The organism is Exiguobacterium sp. SL-9 (assembly GCF_004336985.1).
Lineage (GTDB): Bacteria > Bacillota > Bacilli > Exiguobacteriales > Exiguobacteriaceae > Exiguobacterium.
Genome location: NZ_SJUO01000004.1, coordinates 108,941 through 130,076, shown reverse-complemented (window position 1 = coordinate 130,076; position 21,136 = coordinate 108,941). Strand labels below are relative to the sequence as shown.

The following is a 21,136-nucleotide window of genomic DNA, read 5'->3' as shown; positions in this document are numbered from 1 at the left end:
AAAGCACCCACGGATGGCGGTCTGTGGGTGCTTCGGTCATCATTTTGTCTGTGCGGAAGGACTGGACTCATTCCCGAGCTGATCGATGGCTGTCACGTAATAAGTGGCCTGTTCGTTCATGACCTCGATACTCTTCCGAGCGTGCGACGGGATACTCTCGATATGCGTCGCTTCACCATCGACGACTTCATAGACGCGATAGCCGATGACGGCGTCGTCACGGACGGCGTGCCACGTCAACAAGTTCCCGCGGAGTTCGACGCTCGTCGGTGCGTCGAGTTCGACTTCCGTATTGATTTCGGTATCGACAAGCTCGGTATAGACGACGAAACGCTCGTCATAACCGCCGTCACCGAACGTACCGGAACACGTGATCAAATTCAAATGTCGACTCGATGTGGCCCCGAAGATATCTTCGATTGGTGCGTTTTTCGTATCATAGCTCTCTGTCTTTGTGACACGAAACGTCAACGTGTTGCCGTTCTCGTCGATGATCGTTACGTCATCGCCTTTCTTCAGCTGATCGAGTTCATAAAAGACAGCGGGTCCTGTCTTACTATCGACGTGTCCTGCGATGACGGCATTCCCTTTACTGCCGGGTTTGACGCCCGGTTCGAACCAACCGACTTGGTTCTCGTCTTTCGGGACGCCCATCTGTCCATTATCAAGTACGCCGACTTGTTCAATTGCGGTATCGACGTTGATGGTTGGAATTTGAAGTTGGACGGGTGTCGCGGCCTTGGCACTTTCCTCTTCCTCGGCTAATCGGAGCTTCTTCACCTCTTCCTGTAGAAGTGAGAATTCAGCCGATAAATCTGGGCTCTCCTCTATTTGTTTTTCTTCTACAGGTGGTGACGACGATTCTTGGGCGCTCGTCCACGTCCAGAAGCCAAAACAAAAGAGAGAGAGCGCCAGAAACAAATGGCGCTTGTTCATGGGGCTCCCTCCTTATTGAATTATTGTTCAGACACTTTACGGTTGCGAAGCGTTACGAAGGCGAGTAAGATTCCGCCAAGTACAGCAAGGCCAGCGTAGAGCGTGTTCATTGATTGTTCTTGTGCACCACCGAGACCTGTTTCAGGCATCTCTTCAGGCATTGTTGTTTCAGCGAACTTGTCAGGCATTTGTGTCACGATTGCGTTACCGAGTGTCTCACCAACACCGAACATGAACGCGTATCCTTCACGGAATGACATCCAAGCAGCATCCGCGTCACCAGCTACATACTGATCGAACGTTTGAAGCACGAGTGCCTCATGTTGTTTGATCGCTTCTTGGCCAGCTTCTTGTGGCAAGTTACCTTCTGTCGCTGCATCAAGGAATGTGCTGAAATCGACAGCGAACTGGTCGAGCTTCATGCGTGCTTCTTCAATTTTAGCTTCATCGCCTTCGAGTGTAGCAGCAACGATGTCACCTTGTGCTGTGATGTGGTTCCCGTTCCATACTTTTTCGAATTGGGCCGCACCTTCGTCACCGTAGACTGAACCGATAGCTGCTTTGAAGTCGAGTGTGTTCTGATCTTCAGCCCAGCTCACGTAGTCGAAGTCTTCCGCTTTATCGTAGCCTTTTTGCATGCCGATCGCAGCGAGTGCGAAGTGCTCACCAGCAAGGCTGTTCAATGTTGAACGAAGTTCGACGGCTGGTGTATCAGCAGCAGTCTCAAACTTGTCAGGCATCTGTGTGACGACCGCTCCAGAGAGGGCTTTACTGATGTCGAACATGAGCTTGTATCCTTCACGGTACGTCATGTAAGCCGACTCGTAGTCACCGGCGACGTAGTTGTCAAATACCGAGAGAACTTGATCTTCGTGAAGCTCAAGTACGTCAGCAGCTGCATCTTTTGGTAAGTTCCCTTCTGTTGCGGCATCGAGGAATGTCGAGAATTCTTCGACAAATTCATCGACTTCTGCTTCAGCTTCGGCGCGAAGTTCTTTGTCTTCTGATTTAGCTGCTTCGACGAAGTCAGCTGAGTAGTCGTTATGGCCGGCGAAGATATCTTCGAACTGAGCTGCGCCTTCGTCTCCGTAAATTGATGCGATGGCCGGTGTCATATCGAGTGCGTTTTGATCGAGTGCTTTCATCGCGACTTCCGCGTCTGGCGCTCCGTCGTATGCTTTCATCATCGATGTGACGGCTAAGACGTAATGCTCAGACAAGAGTTGGTCGAGCGTGGCTCGTAAGTCACCTGCTGGTGTGCTTGCTGTCGGCGCGTGATCCGCTGCCTGTGCATTCAATGGTACGAGTAAGCCGAGTGCGAGTGCTGGTGCTACAATCTTGTTCATCGTTTTCTTCTTCATGGGTAATCGCTCCTTTTTTTGAGTGGTTGTCGTTGTTTACACCCATCTAACGGAGCGGTTCAAAAAATGGATCACTCTTTTTTTATTTTTTTTCGTTTTTTTGTTGGAGTGTGCGATAAACCCCCGGTGCGACGCCATATTTTCGTTTAAAGATGCGATGAAAATATGGATAGGTGCGAAATCCGGACAGCTCGGCGATCCGTTCGAGGGAGTGTTGCGTATAGCGCATCTGCTCTTCGGCGAGCTGGAGCCGGATCGACTGGGCATAGGCGACAATCGTCATGCCGGTCACTTCTTTGAACAAGTGGACGGTCCGCGATACGCTGAGTCCGACTGAATCGGCGACGTCTATGATTTTAAAGTCATTCGTGACGTTTCCTTCTATATAACGCATCATACGTGACACGACTGGGGGCCTCATGTTCATTTGAACTTCTCTGAGCGACCGGTCGATCATGAGAAGCAAGGCTTCGATCAACGTTTCAATCAAATCGTGACTTTGTTCAGTCGTCGGGCGTCGCGCCTCTTCGGTGATGTGTTGCCAGAGCGACAACAACCGAGGGTCGATTGAAATGGACGTGATGTGTGAACGGGTGGCCCCGGTCCACCACGCATCAAGTGACGAACCGTTGCAGAAGAGATGGTAATCCCCACTCGCCGGGTTGTCGACATGTAGTTCGTACTCATCACCGGGTTTGACGAGTAACAAATCGCCAGGCTGCGCCTCATATGTCTTCCCATTGATGCCGATTCGCGCCGTCCCTTCCGTCTGCAACCGAATCAAATATGTGTCTAAGCGATTAGGTGAGGGAAATGTGTAGGTTGTTGTGTGATATGAATAGCCACAAAAGCCGACCTCCATCGAATCATCCTTTCTTAATAGCAAAATCGTGCATATTCTCATCATATCATGGATAGAAAAAAGGGCGAGGAGCGGGTACGATGATATCGACAGAACGTATGAGGAGGATGAAACATGAAACAATGGTGGAAAGAAGCAGTCGTGTATCAAATTTATCCGCGTAGCTTTAATGACTCGAACGGCGACGGGATTGGGGACATCCCTGGGATCACCGAAAAGATGTCGTATTTGGCGGAACTCGGAATCGATGTCATTTGGCTGTCGCCGGTGTACGATTCACCGAACGACGACAACGGATACGACATCCGCGATTACCGGGCCATCATGGATGAGTTCGGGACGATGGACGACTTCGACGCGATGCTCGAAGAGGCGCATCGTCACGGCATCAAAATCATGATGGACCTCGTCGTCAACCACTCGTCGGACGAACACCAATGGTTCATGGAGTCGCGCTCCTCAAAAGACAGCCCGTACCGGGACTATTATATTTGGAAAAAAGGCGAGAACGGTCAGCCGCCGACGAACTGGGGCGCTTTCTTTGGAGGGAGTGCGTGGCAATACGATGAGGCAAGTGACGAATACTACTTGCATCTGTTCAGCAAAAAGCAGCCGGATTTAAACTGGGAGTCGGAGACGCTACGGCGTGAAGTGTACGATTTGATGACGTACTGGCTCGATAAAGGGGTCGACGGCTTCCGAATGGACGTCATCAACATGATTTCGAAAGATCCGAGTTATCCAGATGGCGCGACGCGGGGGACGGGTTACGGGGACGGCACACCGTTCTTCTTCAACGGACCGCGCATCCATGAGTTTATGCAGGAGATGAATCGTGAGGTCCTGTCGAAATACGATACGATCACAGTCGGTGAGATGCCGGGCGTCAGCGTCGACGAGGCGAAGCTTTATACGGGAGAAGACCGTGACGAGCTGAACATGGTGTTCCACTTCGAGCATGTCGACGTCGGCAACGGCAGTTTCGGCAAATGGAACCCGACGGACTGGAAGTTGACGGACTTGAAGACGATCTTCTCGCGTTGGCAAGAAGGTCTTGAAGAAGATGGGTGGAACAGTCTCTACTGGAGCAACCATGACCAACCGCGGGCCATCTCACGATTCGGGAACGACTCGGACGAGTATCGTGTCGTCTCTGGAAAGATGCTGGCGACGCTCCTGCACATGTTGAAAGGGACGCCGTACATCTATCAAGGTGAAGAGTTCGGGATGACGAACGTGGCGTTCGACTCGATTGATGAGTACCGTGACATCGAGACGCTCAACGCGTATCGAGATTACACGACGAACGGGCTGTTGACGCATGAGGAGATTTTCCGCGGCATTCACGCACGTGGGCGCGATAACTCACGGACACCGGTCCAGTGGTCGTCAGAGCCGCAAGGCGGATTCACGTCAGGGACACCGTGGATCGGAGTCAACCCGAACTACGTGACGGTGAACGCGGAAGCGGCCCGACTTGATCCGGACTCGCTCTTCCATTACTATCGCCAATTGATTCAGATTCGAAAACAAAATCCAATCGTCGTTTACGGGAAGTATGAGTTGTTACTCCCGGACGATGAAGCGGTATACGCCTTCACGCGTACGTTCGAAGGGGAGAAGTGGCTCGTGCTCTGTAACTTCTCGGCAGAAACGGTGACACGTGAGCTCCCGTATGACGTGACAGAACGCGTCATCGGCAACATGGAACCGATTGAACCGTTCACGCTTCGTCCGTATGAAGCCCAAGTGTATAAAGTGTGACCAAAAAACTCGCCTCCGTGGCGAGTTTTTTTGTGGTCACTAGTAAACGTGAATGCTTTCGGGAATAGAGATAGTAGAGACTGACCGAAAGGGGGAAATGCGATGAATACGTTAATTGCATACTCGACCCGTTACGGTACGAGTGAGAAAGTCGCCCATTTGTTGGCCGAACGGCTTCCGGGGGACGTCCACATTCAAAACGTGGTCGAACAGCCGGACGTCGAGTGGGGGACGGTTGACCATGTGATTGTCGGCAGCTCGATCCGGATGGGGAAAATTCAAGACGAGATGAAGGCTTGGCTCCACATGAACGAAGTACAACTGCTCAAACGACCGCTCGGCCTCTATCTCTGTGCCGGTACACCGACCGCGGGCGAACGGCAACGTGAACTCGAAGACGCTTATCGAGAAGTGTTGCGGACACACGCCTATTTCGTTGAAGTCGTCGGCAACGGCTATGACTTCGAACGGATGGGCTTTCTCGACAAAGCGATCGTCCGCATGATGGCGAAACAGACGGTGAGCTCGCTCAATTTAGACGAGGCGATGCTCGACGAACTCGTCGAGTCGGCTCAAGCATCATTACGCATGCGTTCGGAGAACCCGTAAGCGAATAAGTCGTGAGCCTCGAGCGGGCTACTAGTGGAGATGAGTACGTCTCCACTTTTTTGTTCGCCTTCAATCCGGCGGATCATGACGTTCGTCAGCTGTCCGCCGACTTTCAACACGATGGGGGCCGAGTTACGGCAAATGACGTCTTCAATTGTGACGTGATCGGTCCGGTTATCTCCGCCGAACAGTTCGATATCGGCCCGGCCCGAAGTAAACCCGCTCGCCGCAATCCGTTTCAGGCGGACGTTCCGGGACTTGTATTGAATGGCGAGCGCCGGATTTCCACGATAGTCGTATTCAGGATTGCCAATCGCCGTGAACCCGTGAATGAACACGTCTTGATACGCCGATACGACCTGGCTACGCGCAGAAGACTTCTTATAAAGCTTCGAGCGGACCGGCTCCATCGAGACGAGATTCGTCCCCGAAATGAAGCGTGCCGTCTTCGACTGCGGATCATCGGCCAAGTGATGGCTGATATGGCGGAAGTTGAATGAACGATTGTCATGATACGAGAAATGTCCGAATATGTGGACGTCATGAGCGGCCGAAGACGTCCCGTGGGCTTTCACTTCGACTCCCCCGAAACAACCTTCACTCATATTGTTGACGAGCGTGATGTGGCGTGACCCATCATCGATTTCAATCCCGTTCGAGTTTGAGAACCCATAGGCATGCGTACGTCCGTGAGGATGATGACAGTAGCAGTTCGTGATATAGATGGCGTCGCTATGATGGGTCGTAATGCCATCGTCCCCGTAGTTCGTCGCCTCGCAGTGGTCGAGCCACACGTAGAGGCTACCTTTTTTGGCACGTAACCCGTCTCCCAAGTAATGATAATGGGGAGAGGTGATGTCGAACGCATGCAATCCCGCATTTTTCGCTGTAACGTGGTGAATCCAGCCGAATTTGACGTGCGCGAACGTCAACGCACTTGAAGCCGTATCACCACTCGACGTGCGAGCGACGTGACCGAGGCGCTCCACGTTCCAGTCGAGCGTCACATGCGCGACTTCGATATGATGGTTTCCGGAGAACGGTGTCATATTTCGAAGCAACCGGCGATGTTTCGGGGCTCGGTCCGAAAGTTTGATAATCGTTTCTTGCTGGCCGGCACCTTCGAGCACACAGTTCGACGGGATACGGATGCCGCGGACGATGTATACGCCGGCCGGTACGTGGACGTGACGGTTCGATCTGAGGGCGAGCCGGAAAGCGAGTGTACAATCCGTCTGTCCGTCCCCGACGGCTCCATAATCAGTGACATCGACGTGATGGTGCGCCCGTTGTCTCAAGTTCAAGTGCTCGGCATCGAGTCGGCGCATCCACACTGGGCGGACGATTCCGTCTACCGTCTCGAGTGGCAACGAACTCGTTACCGGGACGATGCGTTCGGTCATCGGTAAATGGGAAAGATAAGTTTTCGCTTGCTCGGGATAGGTGGTACGTCGAGTCGACTCATGCCAATCGAGAGATTCCGTCAATAGCTCATCCATCGTCCAATTCGAGTGATGGGCGATTGTGGCAGCAATGTTCGAGCGATCAATGTATGCGGTCATATGGTTCATCCTCCTAGCGTTCACTACAATTGGATGTACCCGTTTTAGAAGTATTTTTAGCAAACCGAAGTATTTAGTAGACAGAAGCATTTATCCATGGTATATTCTATATGTGCTTAATTAAGAATAGCTGGAAACATAATTCACAAAACGCTTTGGATTATTTTTCGTTTAAGATAATCCTAGAGGTTTGTGATTTTTTATTGGTCAGTTTTTTCTAGTAAGGCACTACTAGAACGCACAGCGTTTATTTCAGGAGGGTTCATTATGAACACAGGTAAAGTAAAATGGTTTAACTCAGAAAAAGGTTACGGCTTCATCGAAATGGAAGGCGGAGACGACGTATTCGTACACTTCTCAGCAATCCAAGGCGACGGCTTCAAGACACTTGAAGAAGGCCAAGCAGTAACTTTCGAAATCACTGACGGAGCTCGTGGACCACAAGCTTCTAACGTTGAAAAAATCTAATCTTCCTTATCTCAAGGAATTTTATAACCTGCTCGCTTCGGCGAGCAGGTTTTTTGTTGTCCACGTGTTTAATCACTCGTCCCCGGGGAATGAATATACGAGTGACTACCACAAGGAGGTTTTTCAGAATGGATGCAATGCAAACGGCAAAACAGATTTTGGATCATAGTAACGTTGGGACAATGGCGACGGTTTACAAAGGGAAGCCACACAGTCGCTATATGACTTTTTTCCATGATGATTTGACGCTCTATACCGCGACTTCGAAAGACACGGATAAAGTGGACGAACTGAAGAACAATCCGTATACGCATATTCTAATCGGCTATGACGGCGATGGTGTCGGAGACACGTACCTTGAGATTTTAGGGGAGACGAGTGTATCGGACGATGAGTCGATGAAAGAAAAAGTATGGAACGATAAACTTGAAGGCTGGTTCGACGGTCCAGACGATCCAAAACTCGTTATTTTAAAAATCACACCGCAGTCGATGCGCGTGATGAATAAAAAAGGTCAATCTCCTCAAGAAGTAAACCTTTAAATCAACCCAAGACGTCCCGCGTGGGCGTCTTTTATCATGGACTGATTTCCAAAAAGTGACTGACCTGTGACATACATATTAACGAAACGTGAACTCTTATCCTAACCTATGTGAAAAGTTGAACATGAGTGGTATATTGTGAATGTAATCACATATAAGTCATTATTCACTCATTCAAAGGAGGAATGATCATGTTCACAAAATTTTGGCAGAATCATAATATCGCTACCGGTATTTTGACAGTCCTTCGTCTCTGGCTCGGATATGAATGGCTCACAGCAGGTTGGGGAAAAATCACAGGTGGATTCGCTTCGGAAGGTTTCCTCAATAATGCGCTGACTCTTGCCACGGGTGACCACCCAGCGGTTGCTGGTTGGTGGGCAGCGTTCCTTGAAAACTTTGCAATTCCGAACGCAGCTTTGTTCGATGTGTTAATTCCATACGGTGAATTTTTAGTCGGTCTCGGTCTCTTGCTCGGTGCCCTTACACGCAGCGCAGCCTTCTTCGGGCTCGTGATGAACATGGCATTCTTGCTCTCAGGTACGGTCAGCACGAACCCGACGATGTTAATCGTCTCTGTCTTAATTCTCGTCGCGGGTTATAACGCTGGTAAACTTGGTGTCGATGGCTTGTTCCTACGCAAATTCGTGGAGACGAAAGTGTTGCATCGTTCACCAAATCGTCAAATAGCCTAACGATTTTCTAACGTTCTCCTGTGACAAGGCTCACCGTTATCGGCTACGATAAACATAGCATCGATTGAAAAGGAGAACGGATATGAACGCAACTCAATTTAAATGGCTTGGTTATACAGAGGGGACATCATTCCTGCTCTTATTATTGATTGCAATGCCACTCAAGTATTTGGCTGGTATGCCGCTGGCTGTCAGTATCGTCGGTGCGGCCCATGGATTCTTGTTTGTTGCTTATGTGATAGCTGCTGTCTATATGGCATGGCGTTTCAACTGGGGCTTCAAAGTGTTAGTCCTCGCCGTCACGGCGTCGGTCATTCCGCTCGGACCGTTCTTGTTAGAGAAACGAGTCCTTCCATCAACAGAGAAGACATCGAACTGAAACGTTCGATGTCTTTTTTCGTTCACTGATGTGCCGACGCGCTTTCGGCATTGGCGAACGCATCAGCTTTTTCGCCTACGATATCATGACGGATTCGATGCATCGCGAATAACGTGATCGACAGCAGACAGACCATGCAAATGGTATAGAGGTATGCGACGGACACCCATTCGCTCAATGCGCCGAATAAGATAAATCCGAGTGGCGTGATGCCCATAGCGAGTGCTTCGAGGACGCCCATGACGCGACCGAGATAACTCGGTTCCGTGTTTGTCTGTAAATACAGTTGCATCGGGATGTTGACGCGGAGAATGAAGAAGCCGCTCAATAAAGCGAAACTTGTGAACAAGACGATGGCCGGCGTGACCGAGAAGTCAAAATAGATGGGCATGGCCGGTACAATAAAGAGACAACTCATGACAATGAGCGACGTGCGAACGGTCGCAAGGCGATACTTGATTGCAAAGACCGGTAACGCATGGGCGAGCGAGGCGACTAAAAAGCCGACGGCGAACATGCTCTCTAAAAAACCGAACTGGAGGGGACTGACTCCGATTTCCTGTAAAGCAACAATAGGAAACAAGATTTCTGAGGCGATGAAGAAGAAGTTGAGCAAGGCGGCAAGAACGGTCAATGTCCATAACACGCGTTGTTGTTTCAAATAGCGGAAGCCGGAGCGGACGTCGTCCCATGTCGATTGATCGGAAGAGACGCGTTCATGTGTTTGGAACGTGAGGCGAGAGGCGACAAGAGCGGCGATAACAAATAAGAGGGATGAACTGAGTAGGAAGGCCGAGATTGGTAACAGTTTGAACAAGGCACCCGCTAACAATGGTGTACCGATGCTCGAAACGGAAATGACAGTTTGAATCAATGAGTTGGCGCGTTGAAGTTCGTTCTGATTGAACAAGAGCGGAATCGAACTCGATAACGTGACCGATAAGAAAGTCGAGACGACAGAGAGCAGACATGTGATAATCAAGAAAGCAGGGACGCCGAATGTCCAAACGAGACTCGCGGCCCCGGCCAAGAAAAATAAGGCAGCGTTAAGTGATTCCATCGTGATAATCACACGTTTGCGATCCAGTTTGTCGGCGAATGCCCCAGCAAACGGTGATAATAAAACGCGCGGTACTGTACCGGCGAGTAGGACGAGCGCGAACTGGAGCCCCGAGCCGGATGTTGTCAGCACGGTCAAGCCGGCGACGAAGGTGAAGAGACTTGATGCAAATAGCGACATGAATTTTCCAAGCAACAGTACATACAAATTTGATGATGTGGTCGTCATATCAATTCTCCTTTACTAATAAGTTCAACCTGATTTAACTTTATAGTAAGTGAAACAGACGAGAATGTAAACAATAAGTTCAATTAAATTTAACTTTTGGGAGGTGCCCTTATGATTGGACAACGGATTAAAGCGTTACGAAAAGACAAAAAGTTGACGCAAAGTCAACTGGCCGAAGGCATCATCACAAAATCGATGCTCAGTATGATTGAAAACGGAAAGGCAGAGGCGTCGATGCGCAGTCTTCGTGAGATTGCGAAACGACTGGACGTATCGGTGCAGTCATTGCTCGTCGATCCGCGCGAGGCGGAACTACAGAAAATTGTCGAGGAGATTGAATATGCGCAATTGACGCTTGATCCGTGGACTGAGAAAGCCACGCATGAAGCACTCATTCCGTACCTAGAGCCCGAGATGAACTCAGTATGGCAAGGTCGTGCCTATATCATTATGGGAGACCAATTGAGGTATAGCGACAAACGAGCCGAACTGTTATCGTTTTATGAGCGTGCCATCACCTTATTTGAGCGACTTGGCGAACGAGATGAGCTAGCGATGGCGCTTGTTGGAAAAGCATTTTATCACATTTTATGGAATGAGTTCGAGGAAGCAAGCGCACAAATCGATCGGATGGAATGGTTAGATGTGCGAAACATGTCTTCGAGAACCCGGATTGAATATGCGATGCTACTCGTTATGAAAGAGCTGACGTATGACGGTGATTTGTCAGGAGCAATTCGTCATTTAGATGCTGCCCTCGTTCATATGCACCAGACGAGAACATATTATCGAGCGGACGATGTATATCGGACTATCGCGTTATGTTCGCTGTATTTGAAGGACGAACAACGAATCGATGAAGCATTCGTGAAAGCGAGACAGTACATTCAGTTCACTAACGATCACGTCGCAAAAGTAAGACTCGCATTGTCAGAAGCTCTCTATACCATCCACTATCGTCGTGAAGAACACTTAGGGCGACACATCGAAGAAATGGAACGACTGCTAGCTGAAGATTACCCATTCATCGCCGCGATTGAAATGTCAAAAGGCGTCTACTATGCGATGAAAGGGGACAAAGAAACAGGGGACAAGGCGTTCGACCGTCTATGGGAAGGAATGGATGATTGGAAGGCACATAGTTTGATTGACCAGGCCGTGTATTTCGAAGGTGTGCTGATTGGGGCGAGCTATGGATGTGGGGAGAAGTTAATCCCGTTTATACGTGAAGCCGTCGAAAAGCTCCCAGTAGGATTCTACCGGACGCATTTGACCGAGCTATTAAAAAAAATCAAGGGCTGACGTGTCAGCCCTTGAACGTTTGAATGAGTGTCCCTTTCCCATCTTCGACTTGAATCGAGGCGTGTGCACCGTTGATGAGTGTCATTTGCGGTGGGACGTGCCCGCAGTCGATATCGTAAATGACAGGTACGTCGAGTAATGCTTGCAGTTCTGCATACACGTCTTCTGCGGTGTAGCCTTGGACGGGTTGTTGGGCCGCGCTGCGCCCGAACAGAATGCCAGACGTATGATTGAACCAACCGGCCCACTTCATTTGAAGCAGGGTCCGTTTGAGTGCGGGGACGTCGAGCTCGGCGTTCTCGAAATACCAAAGAATCGGTTCCCCGTTCAAATGGGTCTGTTGGAACGTGGCGACGTCGCCGTACGGTGTGCCGATCGTATGCATCAGGACATCGATACAGCCGCCGAGCAGTCGTCCGGTAGCTTCTGTCCCGCCGAGTGATTTCCACTCCGTCGGTTCGGTCAAATGATAGACGTGCGGGCTCGGGTTCTCATGCTGCCACTCTTTTTGGAACTGCTCCGAGGCAAGTTGGATGACCGTCTCGCCTTCTTTCGCCGATACGACGTCAAGCCAACGCGAGCTCGTCGCATCCCACTCTTCGCCGCGCAAATCGATGAGGTTCGTCCCGTGTGCCGAAGCGATACCGGTCTTGAGCGTGTAGACGAATAAAAACAGGCTGACGTCCGAATAACCGAGCATCCACTTTGGCGGGAGGCTAGCCCAGTCGATGCGGTCTAATAGCTCGGTCAATAAGACGCCGCCCCATGGTGGGATAATCAAATCGATGGCCTCGTCATGGAACAAGCGCGTCAACTCATCGGCCCGGACTTCTGCCGGTGCGGATTTTGCTTTGTCCTGCGTCCAGACTGAGGGTTCAAATTGAAGGGTGAACCCGTGACGGGTGAATGTGGCTTCGGCCTCGTGGAGCAGCTTGTGCAATTCAGCGGGAACTCCAGATGAAGGGGCTGTCACACCGAAGTGATGTCCGGTTAACTGTGGATAACGAATCATGTGAACCTCCTGTGGATAAGTGATGGTTTAAGTTGCGGAAATAGGTTATCCACATGTGGACAATTACTTGTTGCGCATACGTTCGGCGTGTTGAATGCCCCAAGCGTTCATCGTCTCGAGCACCGGGATGAGCGTCTTCCCGTACTCGCTCAAGCGATAGTCCACACGAGGCGGCACTTCGGGATAGACGGTCCGGATGATGAGGTCCTGCTCTTCTAAATCGCGGAGCTGGGCCGTTAAAATCTTTTGGCTGATGTTCGGGAGCGAGCGTTTCAACTCGCTGAACCGTAACGTGTCTTCGTTGATGAGCGCGAGTAAAATCGATGGTTTCCATTTTCCCGTAATCATCTCCAGTGCGGTATCGACTTCACAACTTGAAATCAGTGGCATCCGTCTCACTCCTCTCTGCAGTATCCTTGAGGTAACTATACCACCTTTTTGTGGCGTCTTCTGTCAATCTTACTTAGCGAGTATACTGAAGACAGAGGTGAGGAAATATGAAACTATCAAACATTAAACTCGGCGCCGTCACGTTGCGCGTCAACGATTTAGCAACGATGAAAACATTCTACGAACGTGTCATTGGAATGGACGTCATTGAAGTAGGACTCGGCCGTATCACGCTAGGTGCACCGAATACACCGCTCGTCGTCTTACATGAAGTGAAAGGCGTTCGTCAGAGTCCGCGAGCAGCCGGTTTGTTCCATATGGCCATTCTACTGCCAGACCGCGTCGAACTCGGAAGGATGCTTCGTCATTTGATTGAGCAACGAATCGAAGTCGGCCAAGGCGATCATTTAGTCAGCGAGGCGTTTTATTTGAGCGATCCGGAAGGGAACGGCATCGAACTCTACGCCGACCGTCCCCGTGAACAGTGGGAATATGAAGCAAACGGTCACGTGAAGATGGCGACGGATCCGGTTGAGTATGAATCGATGCTTGAGGCGGCAGCCGACCGTCCGTTCACCGGTCTTCCGACCGGGACAACGATGGGGCATGTCCACTTCAAAGTACGTTCCCTAGAAGCGGCAAAATTATTCTATCAAAATCGTCTCGGTTTCGCGGTGACGACCGATTCGTATCCGGGTGCCTTATTTTTCGCGGCCGACGGGTATCATCACCACATCGGAACGAACGTCTGGGCCCGTCCGAATGAGCCGATGAGAGAAGCGGCCGGCTTAGAGGCGTGGACGCTTTTGGTCGATGCAGAGATGAACCGCGCGCTTGGCGGGACGACACCGGAATGGTCGCTCACCGACGATGATGGCATCAAGGTAAATATAAAAAGCGTGGACTAATTGTCCGCGCTTTTTTAGCGTGCTGAAATTTTCTTTTGACTCGAATCAAACGAGAGGCGAATGCCGCGTTTTTGATACGCTTGTTCGACACGTTTTGAATTGATGCTGAGCTCGAGATGAGCCAGTTTCAAATGTTCAAGTTCTGGCACCGTGACATCGAGACGGACGAGCTCCATGTTGCGCTCGGCCTTTTTACGTGTGCGTCTCAAGTTGCGGGGCACTTCTTCTGACGTCAGTGCCGCGATCGTTTCATTGATCAATTGTCGTTTGTCGCCTTTGACGCTTAGCGCCGTATAGAGCTTATCGAGCGAACCGAAGCGCTTGATTAACTGGACCGATTGACTTTCGTCCAATCCGGCCACAGGTGGAATCCCGTCTGAACGGTCTCCTGTCAATGCTTTGACTGCTGAGAGCTGTTTTGGCTTCAATCCCTCGTACAATGCCGCAATCTCCTCAGGGCGAATCTCGAGATGTCGCTTGAGCGGGAGTGGACGATTGTCTTTGATGTCGCAACGAGCCTGCATTTGTTGCAACTCCTGCGTTTGAAGCCAGACGGTGATGCGTGGGCTCACGAGCTGAAGCAAGTCTTTGTCCTTCGTCATGATGACGACAGGGGCGCTACAGCTAAACTTCCGAGCGATATGAGCGATCAAATCTTCTCCTTCATAGCCTTCGACTTGATATTGCGGGATTCCGCTTTCTTCAAGCAATTGGCGCATGAGTTCCATTTGAGCTTTCAACTCGGGTGGTGTCTGGCGGCGACGGCGTTTATAGCCTGGGTAAAGCTCGCGGCGCCATAATGTTTCACGTGAGACGTCCCACACGACGACAAAATGAGTTGGACGATGTCTGCGCAGAATCGTCCGGATGAGGCCGGTCATACCGATGACGGCACTCCGATCGTTTTTAGATACCTCGCGTCCTTTTTTCGTTCGGCTCGCGGCGGCACCATAGTAGGCACTGGCCAGCATGGAGTTTCCGTCAATTAAAAATAGTTTACGTTCCATGCGTAACCTTCTTTCTGCAGTTGTTGGACCGAACATTTATGAACTGTTCGGTGATGTTGTGTCAATGAGTGACACGCACTCAAATAAGCAACATATGTGCAGTATATCACGACAAGGCTTGAAAATATAGCGACACTTCGAACGGCCCACGAAAAGCCCTCCCCGAAAATTCGGGGAGGGCGGTCAAATCGGTCAGTCGAGTTTAGGTTGAATCTCGTCTTTATGAGCTAAAATCAAGTCGACGAAAACGATGCGGTGATTGTCGATTTCACGGACGATCAACTCGTGTTCGCCCGGCAATATGAAGCGTTCGCCAGTGCGTGCATTCGCTTTTTGTGACAAGACGAAGCCGCCGATCGTATCGACGTCATCCTCAATCTCGATGCCGAACCGTTCTTCAATCTCTTGCGTTAAGACGAGGCCAGACAGGCGATAATGGCCGGGTGTGACCTCGGTGATTTCAGCCTGCTCGTCGCGGTCGAACTCATCTCGAATCTCTCCGACGATTTCCTCTAGGATGTCTTCAATCGTGAGGAGACCGGCCGTGCCTCCGTACTCGTCGATGACGAGACACATCATCGTTCGAGCGTTTTGCATTTTCACCATCGCCTCTTGGAGCGGCGTGAACTCCGTCACGAGCGGGAGTTGATGGATGAACGATTCGAACGGGGCGTCGCTCTTGACGAGTTGGGCCGTGAATAACTGTTTGGCGTTAATAAAGCCAAGCACATCGTCACGGTCACCGTCACGTGTGACCGGATAACGTGTATATTGGTGCTCTTGGACGGTAGCGATAATCATCTCGATCGGGTCTTCTTCATCGATGGTCACCATATTCATTCGTGGGACCATCGCATCTTTTGCGACACGTTCGTCGAAAGAGAAGATATTTTGAACGTAGGCGAGCTCATTCTCGTTAATTTCTCCACTTCGGAAACTCTCGGTCATAATGATTTTCAGTTCTTCTTCCGAGTGCGCCGTCTCTTGTGCCGTCGTCTGTACGCCGAACAGTCGAAGTGTCAGGCGGGCCGTGCCGTTTAGCACGTGGATGAACGGATACAGTAGTTTGGTGAAGAAATAAAGGGGTCGGGCGACGAGCAGTGTCAAGCGCTCGGCTTCATGCACGGCGAGGGTCTTCGGGACAAGTTCACCGATGACGACGTGCAAGAAGGCGATCAGTAAAAAGGCGATCAAAAAGGACAGGACGGTCGCGAGCGACGATGATACGTTCAAGCTGTCGACAAGCGGTTGAATCATCCCTTCGATTTGATCCGCACCGATCCAACCGAGACCGAGGGCGGCGAGCGTGATGCCGAACTGTGAAGCCGACAGCGAGTCGTCAAGGTTTTCAATTACCTTTTTGGCGACAGAGGCCCGTTTGTTTCCCTCGAGTACGAGTTGGTCAAGACGGGCGCCGCGCACTTTGACGATTGAGAATTCAGCCGCTACAAAAAAGGCGGTCATGAAAATGAGCAGGGCGACGATCAATAAGCTGAATAACATGGGACTGTCCAAAAATTCCCCCAAAAATCGGGGAGTCACCTCCATTAGAGTAAGTTATATGCGTTCAGGAGAATCCCTGAAAACGAATAGTTTGTTTCAGTATAGTAGATTTGACACAAATATTCAAAAAACAGCCTAAAAGGTTTCACGAAGAGGGGAATGAGGGAAGTACAAATCGAGAAGAGACGAAGGAGGAATTCATATGGCGAACTATCCAGAGTTACAAGGTAAAGTCGCAGTCATCACCGGCAGTTCGAAAGGACTCGGTCGAGCGATTGCCGAGCGCTACGCGAAAGAAGGGGTCCATGTCGTCCTGAACTATCGAAGCAGCGAAGACGAGATGAACAAAGTCATCCAAGGCATCGAGGAGGCTGGCGGTAAGGCGGTCGCGGTGAAAGGTGACGTCGCGGAAGAAGGGCTCGCTGAGAAGATGATTGAGACGGCCGTGTCCGAGTTCGGAAAGATGGACATCTTCGTCAACAACGCAGGCGTGCAAGTCGAAGCGAAAACGCATGAGATGGAACTCGACAACTGGAAGAAAATCATCGACACGAACTTGACCGGAACGTTCCTTGGCGTGCGGGCCGCCCTCAAGTACTTCGTCGAGCATGAAATTCAAGGAAACATCATCAACATGTCCTCGGTGCACGAAGTGATCCCGCGTCCTGGCTATACGCATTATGCGGCGAGTAAAGGTGGCGTCAAGATGTTCACGAAATCGGTCGCGCTCGAGTACGCACCGAACAAGATTCGTGTCAACGGCATCGCGCCGGGTGCGATCGACACACCGATCAACGAAGAGACAATGCAAGACCCGGAAGAGAAGAAAGGACTCGAGGCACTCATCCCGACGCATGAGATCGGGCGTCCTGAACAGATTGCGGCCGTGGCGGCCTGGCTTGCTTCTGACGAGTCGTCGTATGTCACAGGCGCGACGATTTTCGCGGATGGCGGGCTATCGCTGTACCCGGCTTTCGGTCCTGAAAATAAAGTACAATGACGAAAGGGAGGGCTCGCTTTACGCGAGTCCTCCCTTGTTCGTTAGCTGCTCATCTGGTCTTCCATACTATACTTTGGCAAGATAATCGTGAACGTCGAGCCATGGCCAACGCTAGAATCGACTCGAATCGAGCCGCCGTGCCCTTCAGCAATCTCTTTACAGATGGCGAGGCCGAGGCCCGTGCCGCCGATTTTACGGCTGGCCGAATTGTCGACACGATAAAACTTGTCGAACAGTTTCGGTAACGCCGCCATCGGAATCCCGATGCCTGTATCCTGGATTGAAATTTCAATGACGTCGGACTTGTCATTTGTAACGCAGACGGCCACTTTCCCGCCATCCGGCGAGTACTTGATCGCATTGTGGAGCAAGTTCGTGAACAGCTGACTGAGCCGATCTCGGTCACCATATACATAGAGATTTGTGTCACATTCGAGGGCGAGCTGATGATGTTCGCTCGCGCCTTGGTGGACGGCAATCGTCTCTTTCAAGATCTCATGCAGGCTCTCCGGTTGGCTATGGTACGTCTGTTTGCCGGACTCCATCCGTTGCACGTCCAATAAGTTTGAAATCAAGTCCTCGAGACGTAGCGTCTCTTGGTGAATCATCCCTAAATATTGATCGGTGCGTTCGGCAGGCATCGTTCGATAACGCAACAGCTCGGTGAAGCCGATGATGCTCGTGAGCGGTGTGCGCAGTTCATGCGACACGGTCGATACGAGCTCTGTCTTCAATCGGTCGACCTCGGTCTCTTGTGTCACGTCCCGGAAGACGAGCATCGTGCCGTGCCGGGTGCCGCGCAAATGGATTTTCTCCGCGTACATCTGGATGAATCGTGCGTCTTGATTCATCGAGAACGTCACGCTTTCTTCCATGCTCTCGCCCTCAAATGCACGGCGCATGAATGAGAAGAACGAGTCTTTCTGATCGACTTGAAGACCGAGTTCTTCTAAATCGGCGTCCAAGCGGTACAAGTCCATCTCGTTCCGTTTCGTGGCGGCTTGATTGAACATGATGAAGAGGGCCTGGTTGGCGAACTTCTCATGTGTCGTATGCTCCACATAAATAACTGCATCACGAATGGAGTGCAGGAGCCGCGCCGTTTTCTCGCGTTCTTCCTCGACTTGGTTGCGTTGTGTCGCAAGCGAAGAGGCCATTTGACGGAAGGAGTTCGTCAATTGTCCGACCTCGTTTCGCGAAGATACGGCCGCTGGAATCGGAATGATCCGTTCATCCGCCAATCGATCACTGTTGATGATCAGCTCATGAAGTTGACCGGTCAGGCGTTGGACGTAAGGTCGGGCGGCGATAAAGAGGACGAGCAAGACCGCTAGGAGTGAGAGGAGCCATAACACTTGGGCCCACTTCGTATGTGTGGCCAGTTGTTCGCGTAGCTGATTCTCTTCTTCGTTCAACGAGTTGCGATATTCCGTGAACACCGTCTCCATGTCGACGATGCTCGCGCTCATGTCAGCCGCACTTTTCGAGTTGATCTTGAATTTGCGCTCAGCAGGTGGTTCCGCTTGCGGATTCACTTTACCGAGCGTCGGCATTTTCAAGAACGGTTCGGTGACCGTTCCTTCGCGTTTGGCGACGACGTAACGCTCAAGGCTCGGCATGACGCGTTGTTGATAGGCCGAGAAGAGCGTCCGGGCGTCACTGGCATACGTTTTTTCTTTTTCCGTGACCGCGTTCGTCTCGAACCAGGCGGTCTGCGTTTCAATCAATTCTTGTTTATCTTTGACGCGGGCGAGCATCGCCTCGTCGCCGAGGATGACGTACCCGCGCATTTCATATTGCATCGACTGCCATGTCTCGAATAGCTCGGTCGCGTTCGTGCGCCGTTCGCTAATGTTCTCGAGCGATGACGTCGTCTGCTCGATTCGGTTTTCCGTATACATATAGACGGCGAGCGAGGTCAGGAGGATCAGTCCGATGAATAAATAGAAGACGAATAAAAACTGTCTTCCGATCCGCTGGTCAATCCATGCTTTCATAAAGACCGGTCCTTCCCGGAACTGCGTACATTCCTACTGTGACAAATATCCTGCGAGTGTCGTTCTTTCATTGTACAGATTTGAACCAGTTGTTTCCACCAATCAAGAAATATGCGGAAATTCACTATTATTTATTGAATAATAGTGAATGATAAGCTATTGTTTAATATATAGTAGAGGAGGCGAGGGAATGAATCCTCAATTTAAGAAAGGCGTGCTCAACTTGTGCGTGCTCGCACTTGTCGAGACACATGATCGCTACGGCTATGAGCTCGTGCAAGCCATTTCGGCGAAAGTCGCCATCTCGGAAGGGGCCGTCTATCCGCTCCTCAGGCGCCTCACGTCAGACGGATACTTCACGACGTACTTAAAAGAGTCGGCAGAAGGACCACCGCGGAAGTATTACGCGATCACGGAGCAAGGGAAGGGCCATTTGGCGGAATTGCGCGCGGAGTGGGAGGTGTTCACGACCGGCGTCAACGAATTGATCGAAGGGGGAACGGACAAATGACAGAAGAGCAGTATTTATTGGAACTCGAACGGTTGCTGATGGGGATGAGCGTCATCGACCGGGTCGATATTTTACGGGATGTGTCGGAGTACTTTGCGAGCGGGCGACTCGATGGGAAAAGTGACGCTGCGATGGTCGAAGAGCTCGGGACGCCGGATGCGCTTGCGAATGAGTTACTCGGCACGGTCGAGCCACTCATTGAAGAGCGTAAAGAACCGGCTATGGTGAAAAGTCCAAACGTGGCGTTCCGTAACGTCTCCATCAACGTCCTGCAAGCGCACGTCAAAGTCGTTCCATCTGATGACGGTTTTGCCTACGCGACGCTTGAGACAGAACGAGATCACGGGGTGACGATGGAGATTGTCGGGGACACCCTGGAGATTCGAATCGAATCAGAGCGCCGGTTCGGTCTGTCGAACTTGTTCGCCTGGGCAGTGACAAAGGCACCGGTGTTACACGTCGAGCTACCACGCCATGCATATGAGCAAGTCGTCTTGAAAAATCGTCTCGGCTCCTGTGATGTGCGCAATCTCGAGGCCGCATCGATCGAAGTTGAGAGCGAGAACGGGACCATCACGGCCCATACCGTTAGCGCCAAGCGAGGCTCGTTCCGCTCTTCGAACGGGAAAGTCAGTCTCACGTCGATGACAGGCCAGGACCTTGACGCGCAATCTTCGAACGGACGCGTGGAAGTTCTTGGCTCGACTGTGGATCGTCTCGAGGTTCAGTCGTCGAACGGCCGTCTCGATATCCATGACGTGACAGGGGCAGTCGAGGCGAAGACATCGAACGGACGCATCGACTGTGTCATCGATGTGCTCGAGCAACCGGTCCGTCTGAAAACGAACAACGGGCGCATCGATGTGCGTCTGAATCGAGATCCGCGTGACGCCGTCATCCGGGCGAAGACAAGAAACGGCAAAGTCGAGTTGTTCGGCGATCGGGCGAACGAGCGGACGTTCGGAGACGGAACGGTCGAACTCAAACTGACGAGCTCGAACGGGAGTATCACCGTCGAATAAGCAATAAAAAGACTCGCG

Annotated in this window: 21 protein-coding genes; 11 read left to right on the top strand and 10 right to left on the bottom strand. The window is 51.2% G+C overall.

Annotated elements, in window-relative coordinates; genetic code table 11:
• Window positions 1-39 precede the first annotated feature (39 nt).
• The 3 genes from EVJ34_RS11525 to EVJ34_RS11515 form a co-directional block, all read right to left on the bottom strand.
• Window positions 40-936: a class F sortase gene (locus tag EVJ34_RS11525; RefSeq protein ID WP_131485709.1), complete on the bottom strand. Its 897-nt coding sequence runs from the start codon at window positions 934-936 to the stop codon at window positions 40-42.
• Between the two features lie 20 nt (window positions 937-956).
• Window positions 957-2,297 (bottom strand): globin family protein, encoded by a 1,341-nt coding sequence (locus EVJ34_RS11520; RefSeq protein ID WP_131434615.1) that lies wholly within the window; start codon window positions 2,295-2,297, stop codon window positions 957-959.
• Window positions 2,298-2,379: 82 nt separating this feature from the next.
• Entirely contained in the window at window positions 2,380-3,159 is a 780-nt protein-coding gene (locus EVJ34_RS11515; RefSeq protein ID WP_131485708.1) for a helix-turn-helix domain-containing protein, read from the bottom strand.
• A gap of 114 nt (window positions 3,160-3,273) precedes the next feature.
• Between EVJ34_RS11515 and EVJ34_RS11510 the strand changes: the two genes are divergently transcribed.
• Window positions 3,274-4,923: a glycoside hydrolase family 13 protein gene (locus tag EVJ34_RS11510; RefSeq protein ID WP_131485707.1), complete on the top strand. Its 1,650-nt coding sequence runs from the start codon at window positions 3,274-3,276 to the stop codon at window positions 4,921-4,923.
• Between the two features lie 102 nt (window positions 4,924-5,025).
• Entirely contained in the window at window positions 5,026-5,532 is a 507-nt protein-coding gene (locus EVJ34_RS11505; protein ID WP_131485706.1) for a flavodoxin domain-containing protein, read from the top strand.
• Here EVJ34_RS11505 and EVJ34_RS11500 read toward each other — a convergent pair.
• On the bottom strand, window positions 5,496-7,094 hold the full coding sequence (locus EVJ34_RS11500) for a glycoside hydrolase family 55 protein (RefSeq protein ID WP_131485705.1): 1,599 nt from the start codon (window positions 7,092-7,094) through the stop codon (window positions 5,496-5,498). The two genes, EVJ34_RS11505 and EVJ34_RS11500, sit on opposite strands and share 37 nt — an antisense overlap.
• Window positions 7,095-7,361: 267 nt before the next feature.
• On the opposite strand from EVJ34_RS11500, the gene EVJ34_RS11495 reads away from it, so the two are divergent.
• From EVJ34_RS11495 to EVJ34_RS11480, 4 genes are all read left to right on the top strand, one after another.
• Complete coding sequence (locus EVJ34_RS11495; RefSeq protein WP_016507985.1) at window positions 7,362-7,562, top strand: cold-shock protein; 201 nt, start codon at window positions 7,362-7,364, stop codon at window positions 7,560-7,562.
• Between the two features lie 128 nt (window positions 7,563-7,690).
• Complete coding sequence (locus tag EVJ34_RS11490) at window positions 7,691-8,104, top strand: pyridoxamine 5'-phosphate oxidase family protein (RefSeq protein WP_131434625.1); 414 nt, start codon at window positions 7,691-7,693, stop codon at window positions 8,102-8,104.
• A 191-nt stretch (window positions 8,105-8,295) separates the two neighbouring features.
• A complete protein-coding gene (locus tag EVJ34_RS11485; RefSeq protein WP_131434627.1) occupies window positions 8,296-8,799 on the top strand; it encodes a DoxX family membrane protein in 504 nt (167 codons plus the stop codon).
• 82 nt (window positions 8,800-8,881) lie between these two features.
• Window positions 8,882-9,178, top strand: coding sequence for a DUF3817 domain-containing protein (locus EVJ34_RS11480; protein ID WP_131434629.1), 297 nt, complete (start codon window positions 8,882-8,884; stop codon window positions 9,176-9,178).
• A 22-nt stretch (window positions 9,179-9,200) separates the two neighbouring features.
• Here EVJ34_RS11480 and EVJ34_RS11475 read toward each other — a convergent pair whose 3' ends face one another.
• Window positions 9,201-10,466, bottom strand: coding sequence for an MFS transporter (locus EVJ34_RS11475; RefSeq protein WP_131485704.1), 1,266 nt, complete (start codon window positions 10,464-10,466; stop codon window positions 9,201-9,203).
• A gap of 111 nt (window positions 10,467-10,577) precedes the next feature.
• Here EVJ34_RS11475 and EVJ34_RS11470 point away from each other — a divergent pair, with 111 nt between their 5' ends.
• A complete protein-coding gene (locus EVJ34_RS11470; protein ID WP_131485703.1) occupies window positions 10,578-11,768 on the top strand; it encodes a helix-turn-helix domain-containing protein in 1,191 nt (396 codons plus the stop codon).
• Between the two features lie 4 nt (window positions 11,769-11,772).
• Here the strand turns inward: EVJ34_RS11470 and EVJ34_RS11465 are convergent, their stop codons facing one another.
• Together EVJ34_RS11465 and EVJ34_RS11460 are read right to left on the bottom strand one after the other, a co-directional pair.
• The gene (locus tag EVJ34_RS11465) at window positions 11,773-12,780 is read right to left on the bottom strand and encodes a S66 family peptidase (protein ID WP_131485702.1); all 1,008 of its coding nucleotides are present in this window, start codon (window positions 12,778-12,780) and stop codon (window positions 11,773-11,775) included.
• 63 nt (window positions 12,781-12,843) lie between these two features.
• Complete coding sequence (locus EVJ34_RS11460) at window positions 12,844-13,170, bottom strand: winged helix-turn-helix transcriptional regulator (protein WP_034780682.1); 327 nt, start codon at window positions 13,168-13,170, stop codon at window positions 12,844-12,846.
• Window positions 13,171-13,277: 107 nt separating this feature from the next.
• Here EVJ34_RS11460 and EVJ34_RS11455 point away from each other — a divergent pair, with 107 nt between their 5' ends.
• Complete coding sequence (locus EVJ34_RS11455; RefSeq protein WP_131485701.1) at window positions 13,278-14,078, top strand: VOC family protein; 801 nt, start codon at window positions 13,278-13,280, stop codon at window positions 14,076-14,078.
• A 14-nt stretch (window positions 14,079-14,092) separates the two neighbouring features.
• Here EVJ34_RS11455 and EVJ34_RS11450 read toward each other — a convergent pair whose 3' ends face one another.
• Entirely contained in the window at window positions 14,093-15,085 is a 993-nt protein-coding gene (locus EVJ34_RS11450) for a 5'-3' exonuclease (protein ID WP_021068063.1), read from the bottom strand.
• A gap of 192 nt (window positions 15,086-15,277) precedes the next feature.
• The gene (locus EVJ34_RS11445) at window positions 15,278-16,600 is read right to left on the bottom strand and encodes a hemolysin family protein (RefSeq protein ID WP_236636700.1); all 1,323 of its coding nucleotides are present in this window, start codon (window positions 16,598-16,600) and stop codon (window positions 15,278-15,280) included.
• 190 nt (window positions 16,601-16,790) lie between these two features.
• Between EVJ34_RS11445 and EVJ34_RS11440 the strand changes: the two genes are divergently transcribed.
• On the top strand, window positions 16,791-17,588 hold the full coding sequence (locus EVJ34_RS11440; RefSeq protein ID WP_131434639.1) for a glucose 1-dehydrogenase: 798 nt from the start codon (window positions 16,791-16,793) through the stop codon (window positions 17,586-17,588).
• Between the two features lie 41 nt (window positions 17,589-17,629).
• Here EVJ34_RS11440 and EVJ34_RS11435 read toward each other — a convergent pair whose 3' ends face one another.
• The gene (locus tag EVJ34_RS11435; protein ID WP_131485700.1) at window positions 17,630-19,585 is read right to left on the bottom strand and encodes a HAMP domain-containing sensor histidine kinase; all 1,956 of its coding nucleotides are present in this window, start codon (window positions 19,583-19,585) and stop codon (window positions 17,630-17,632) included.
• A 190-nt stretch (window positions 19,586-19,775) separates the two neighbouring features.
• On the opposite strand from EVJ34_RS11435, the gene EVJ34_RS11430 reads away from it, so the two are divergent.
• Together EVJ34_RS11430 and EVJ34_RS11425 are read left to right on the top strand one after the other, a co-directional pair.
• Window positions 19,776-20,096 carry a PadR family transcriptional regulator gene (locus tag EVJ34_RS11430; protein WP_131434643.1) on the top strand — a complete coding sequence of 107 codons (321 nt, stop codon included), beginning with the start codon at window positions 19,776-19,778 and terminating at the stop codon, window positions 20,094-20,096.
• Window positions 20,093-21,118 carry a DUF4097 family beta strand repeat-containing protein gene (locus EVJ34_RS11425; RefSeq protein WP_131485699.1) on the top strand — a complete coding sequence of 342 codons (1,026 nt, stop codon included), beginning with the start codon at window positions 20,093-20,095 and terminating at the stop codon, window positions 21,116-21,118. Before EVJ34_RS11430 ends, EVJ34_RS11425 begins: the two co-directional genes overlap by 4 nt.
• Window positions 21,119-21,136 lie beyond the last annotated feature (18 nt).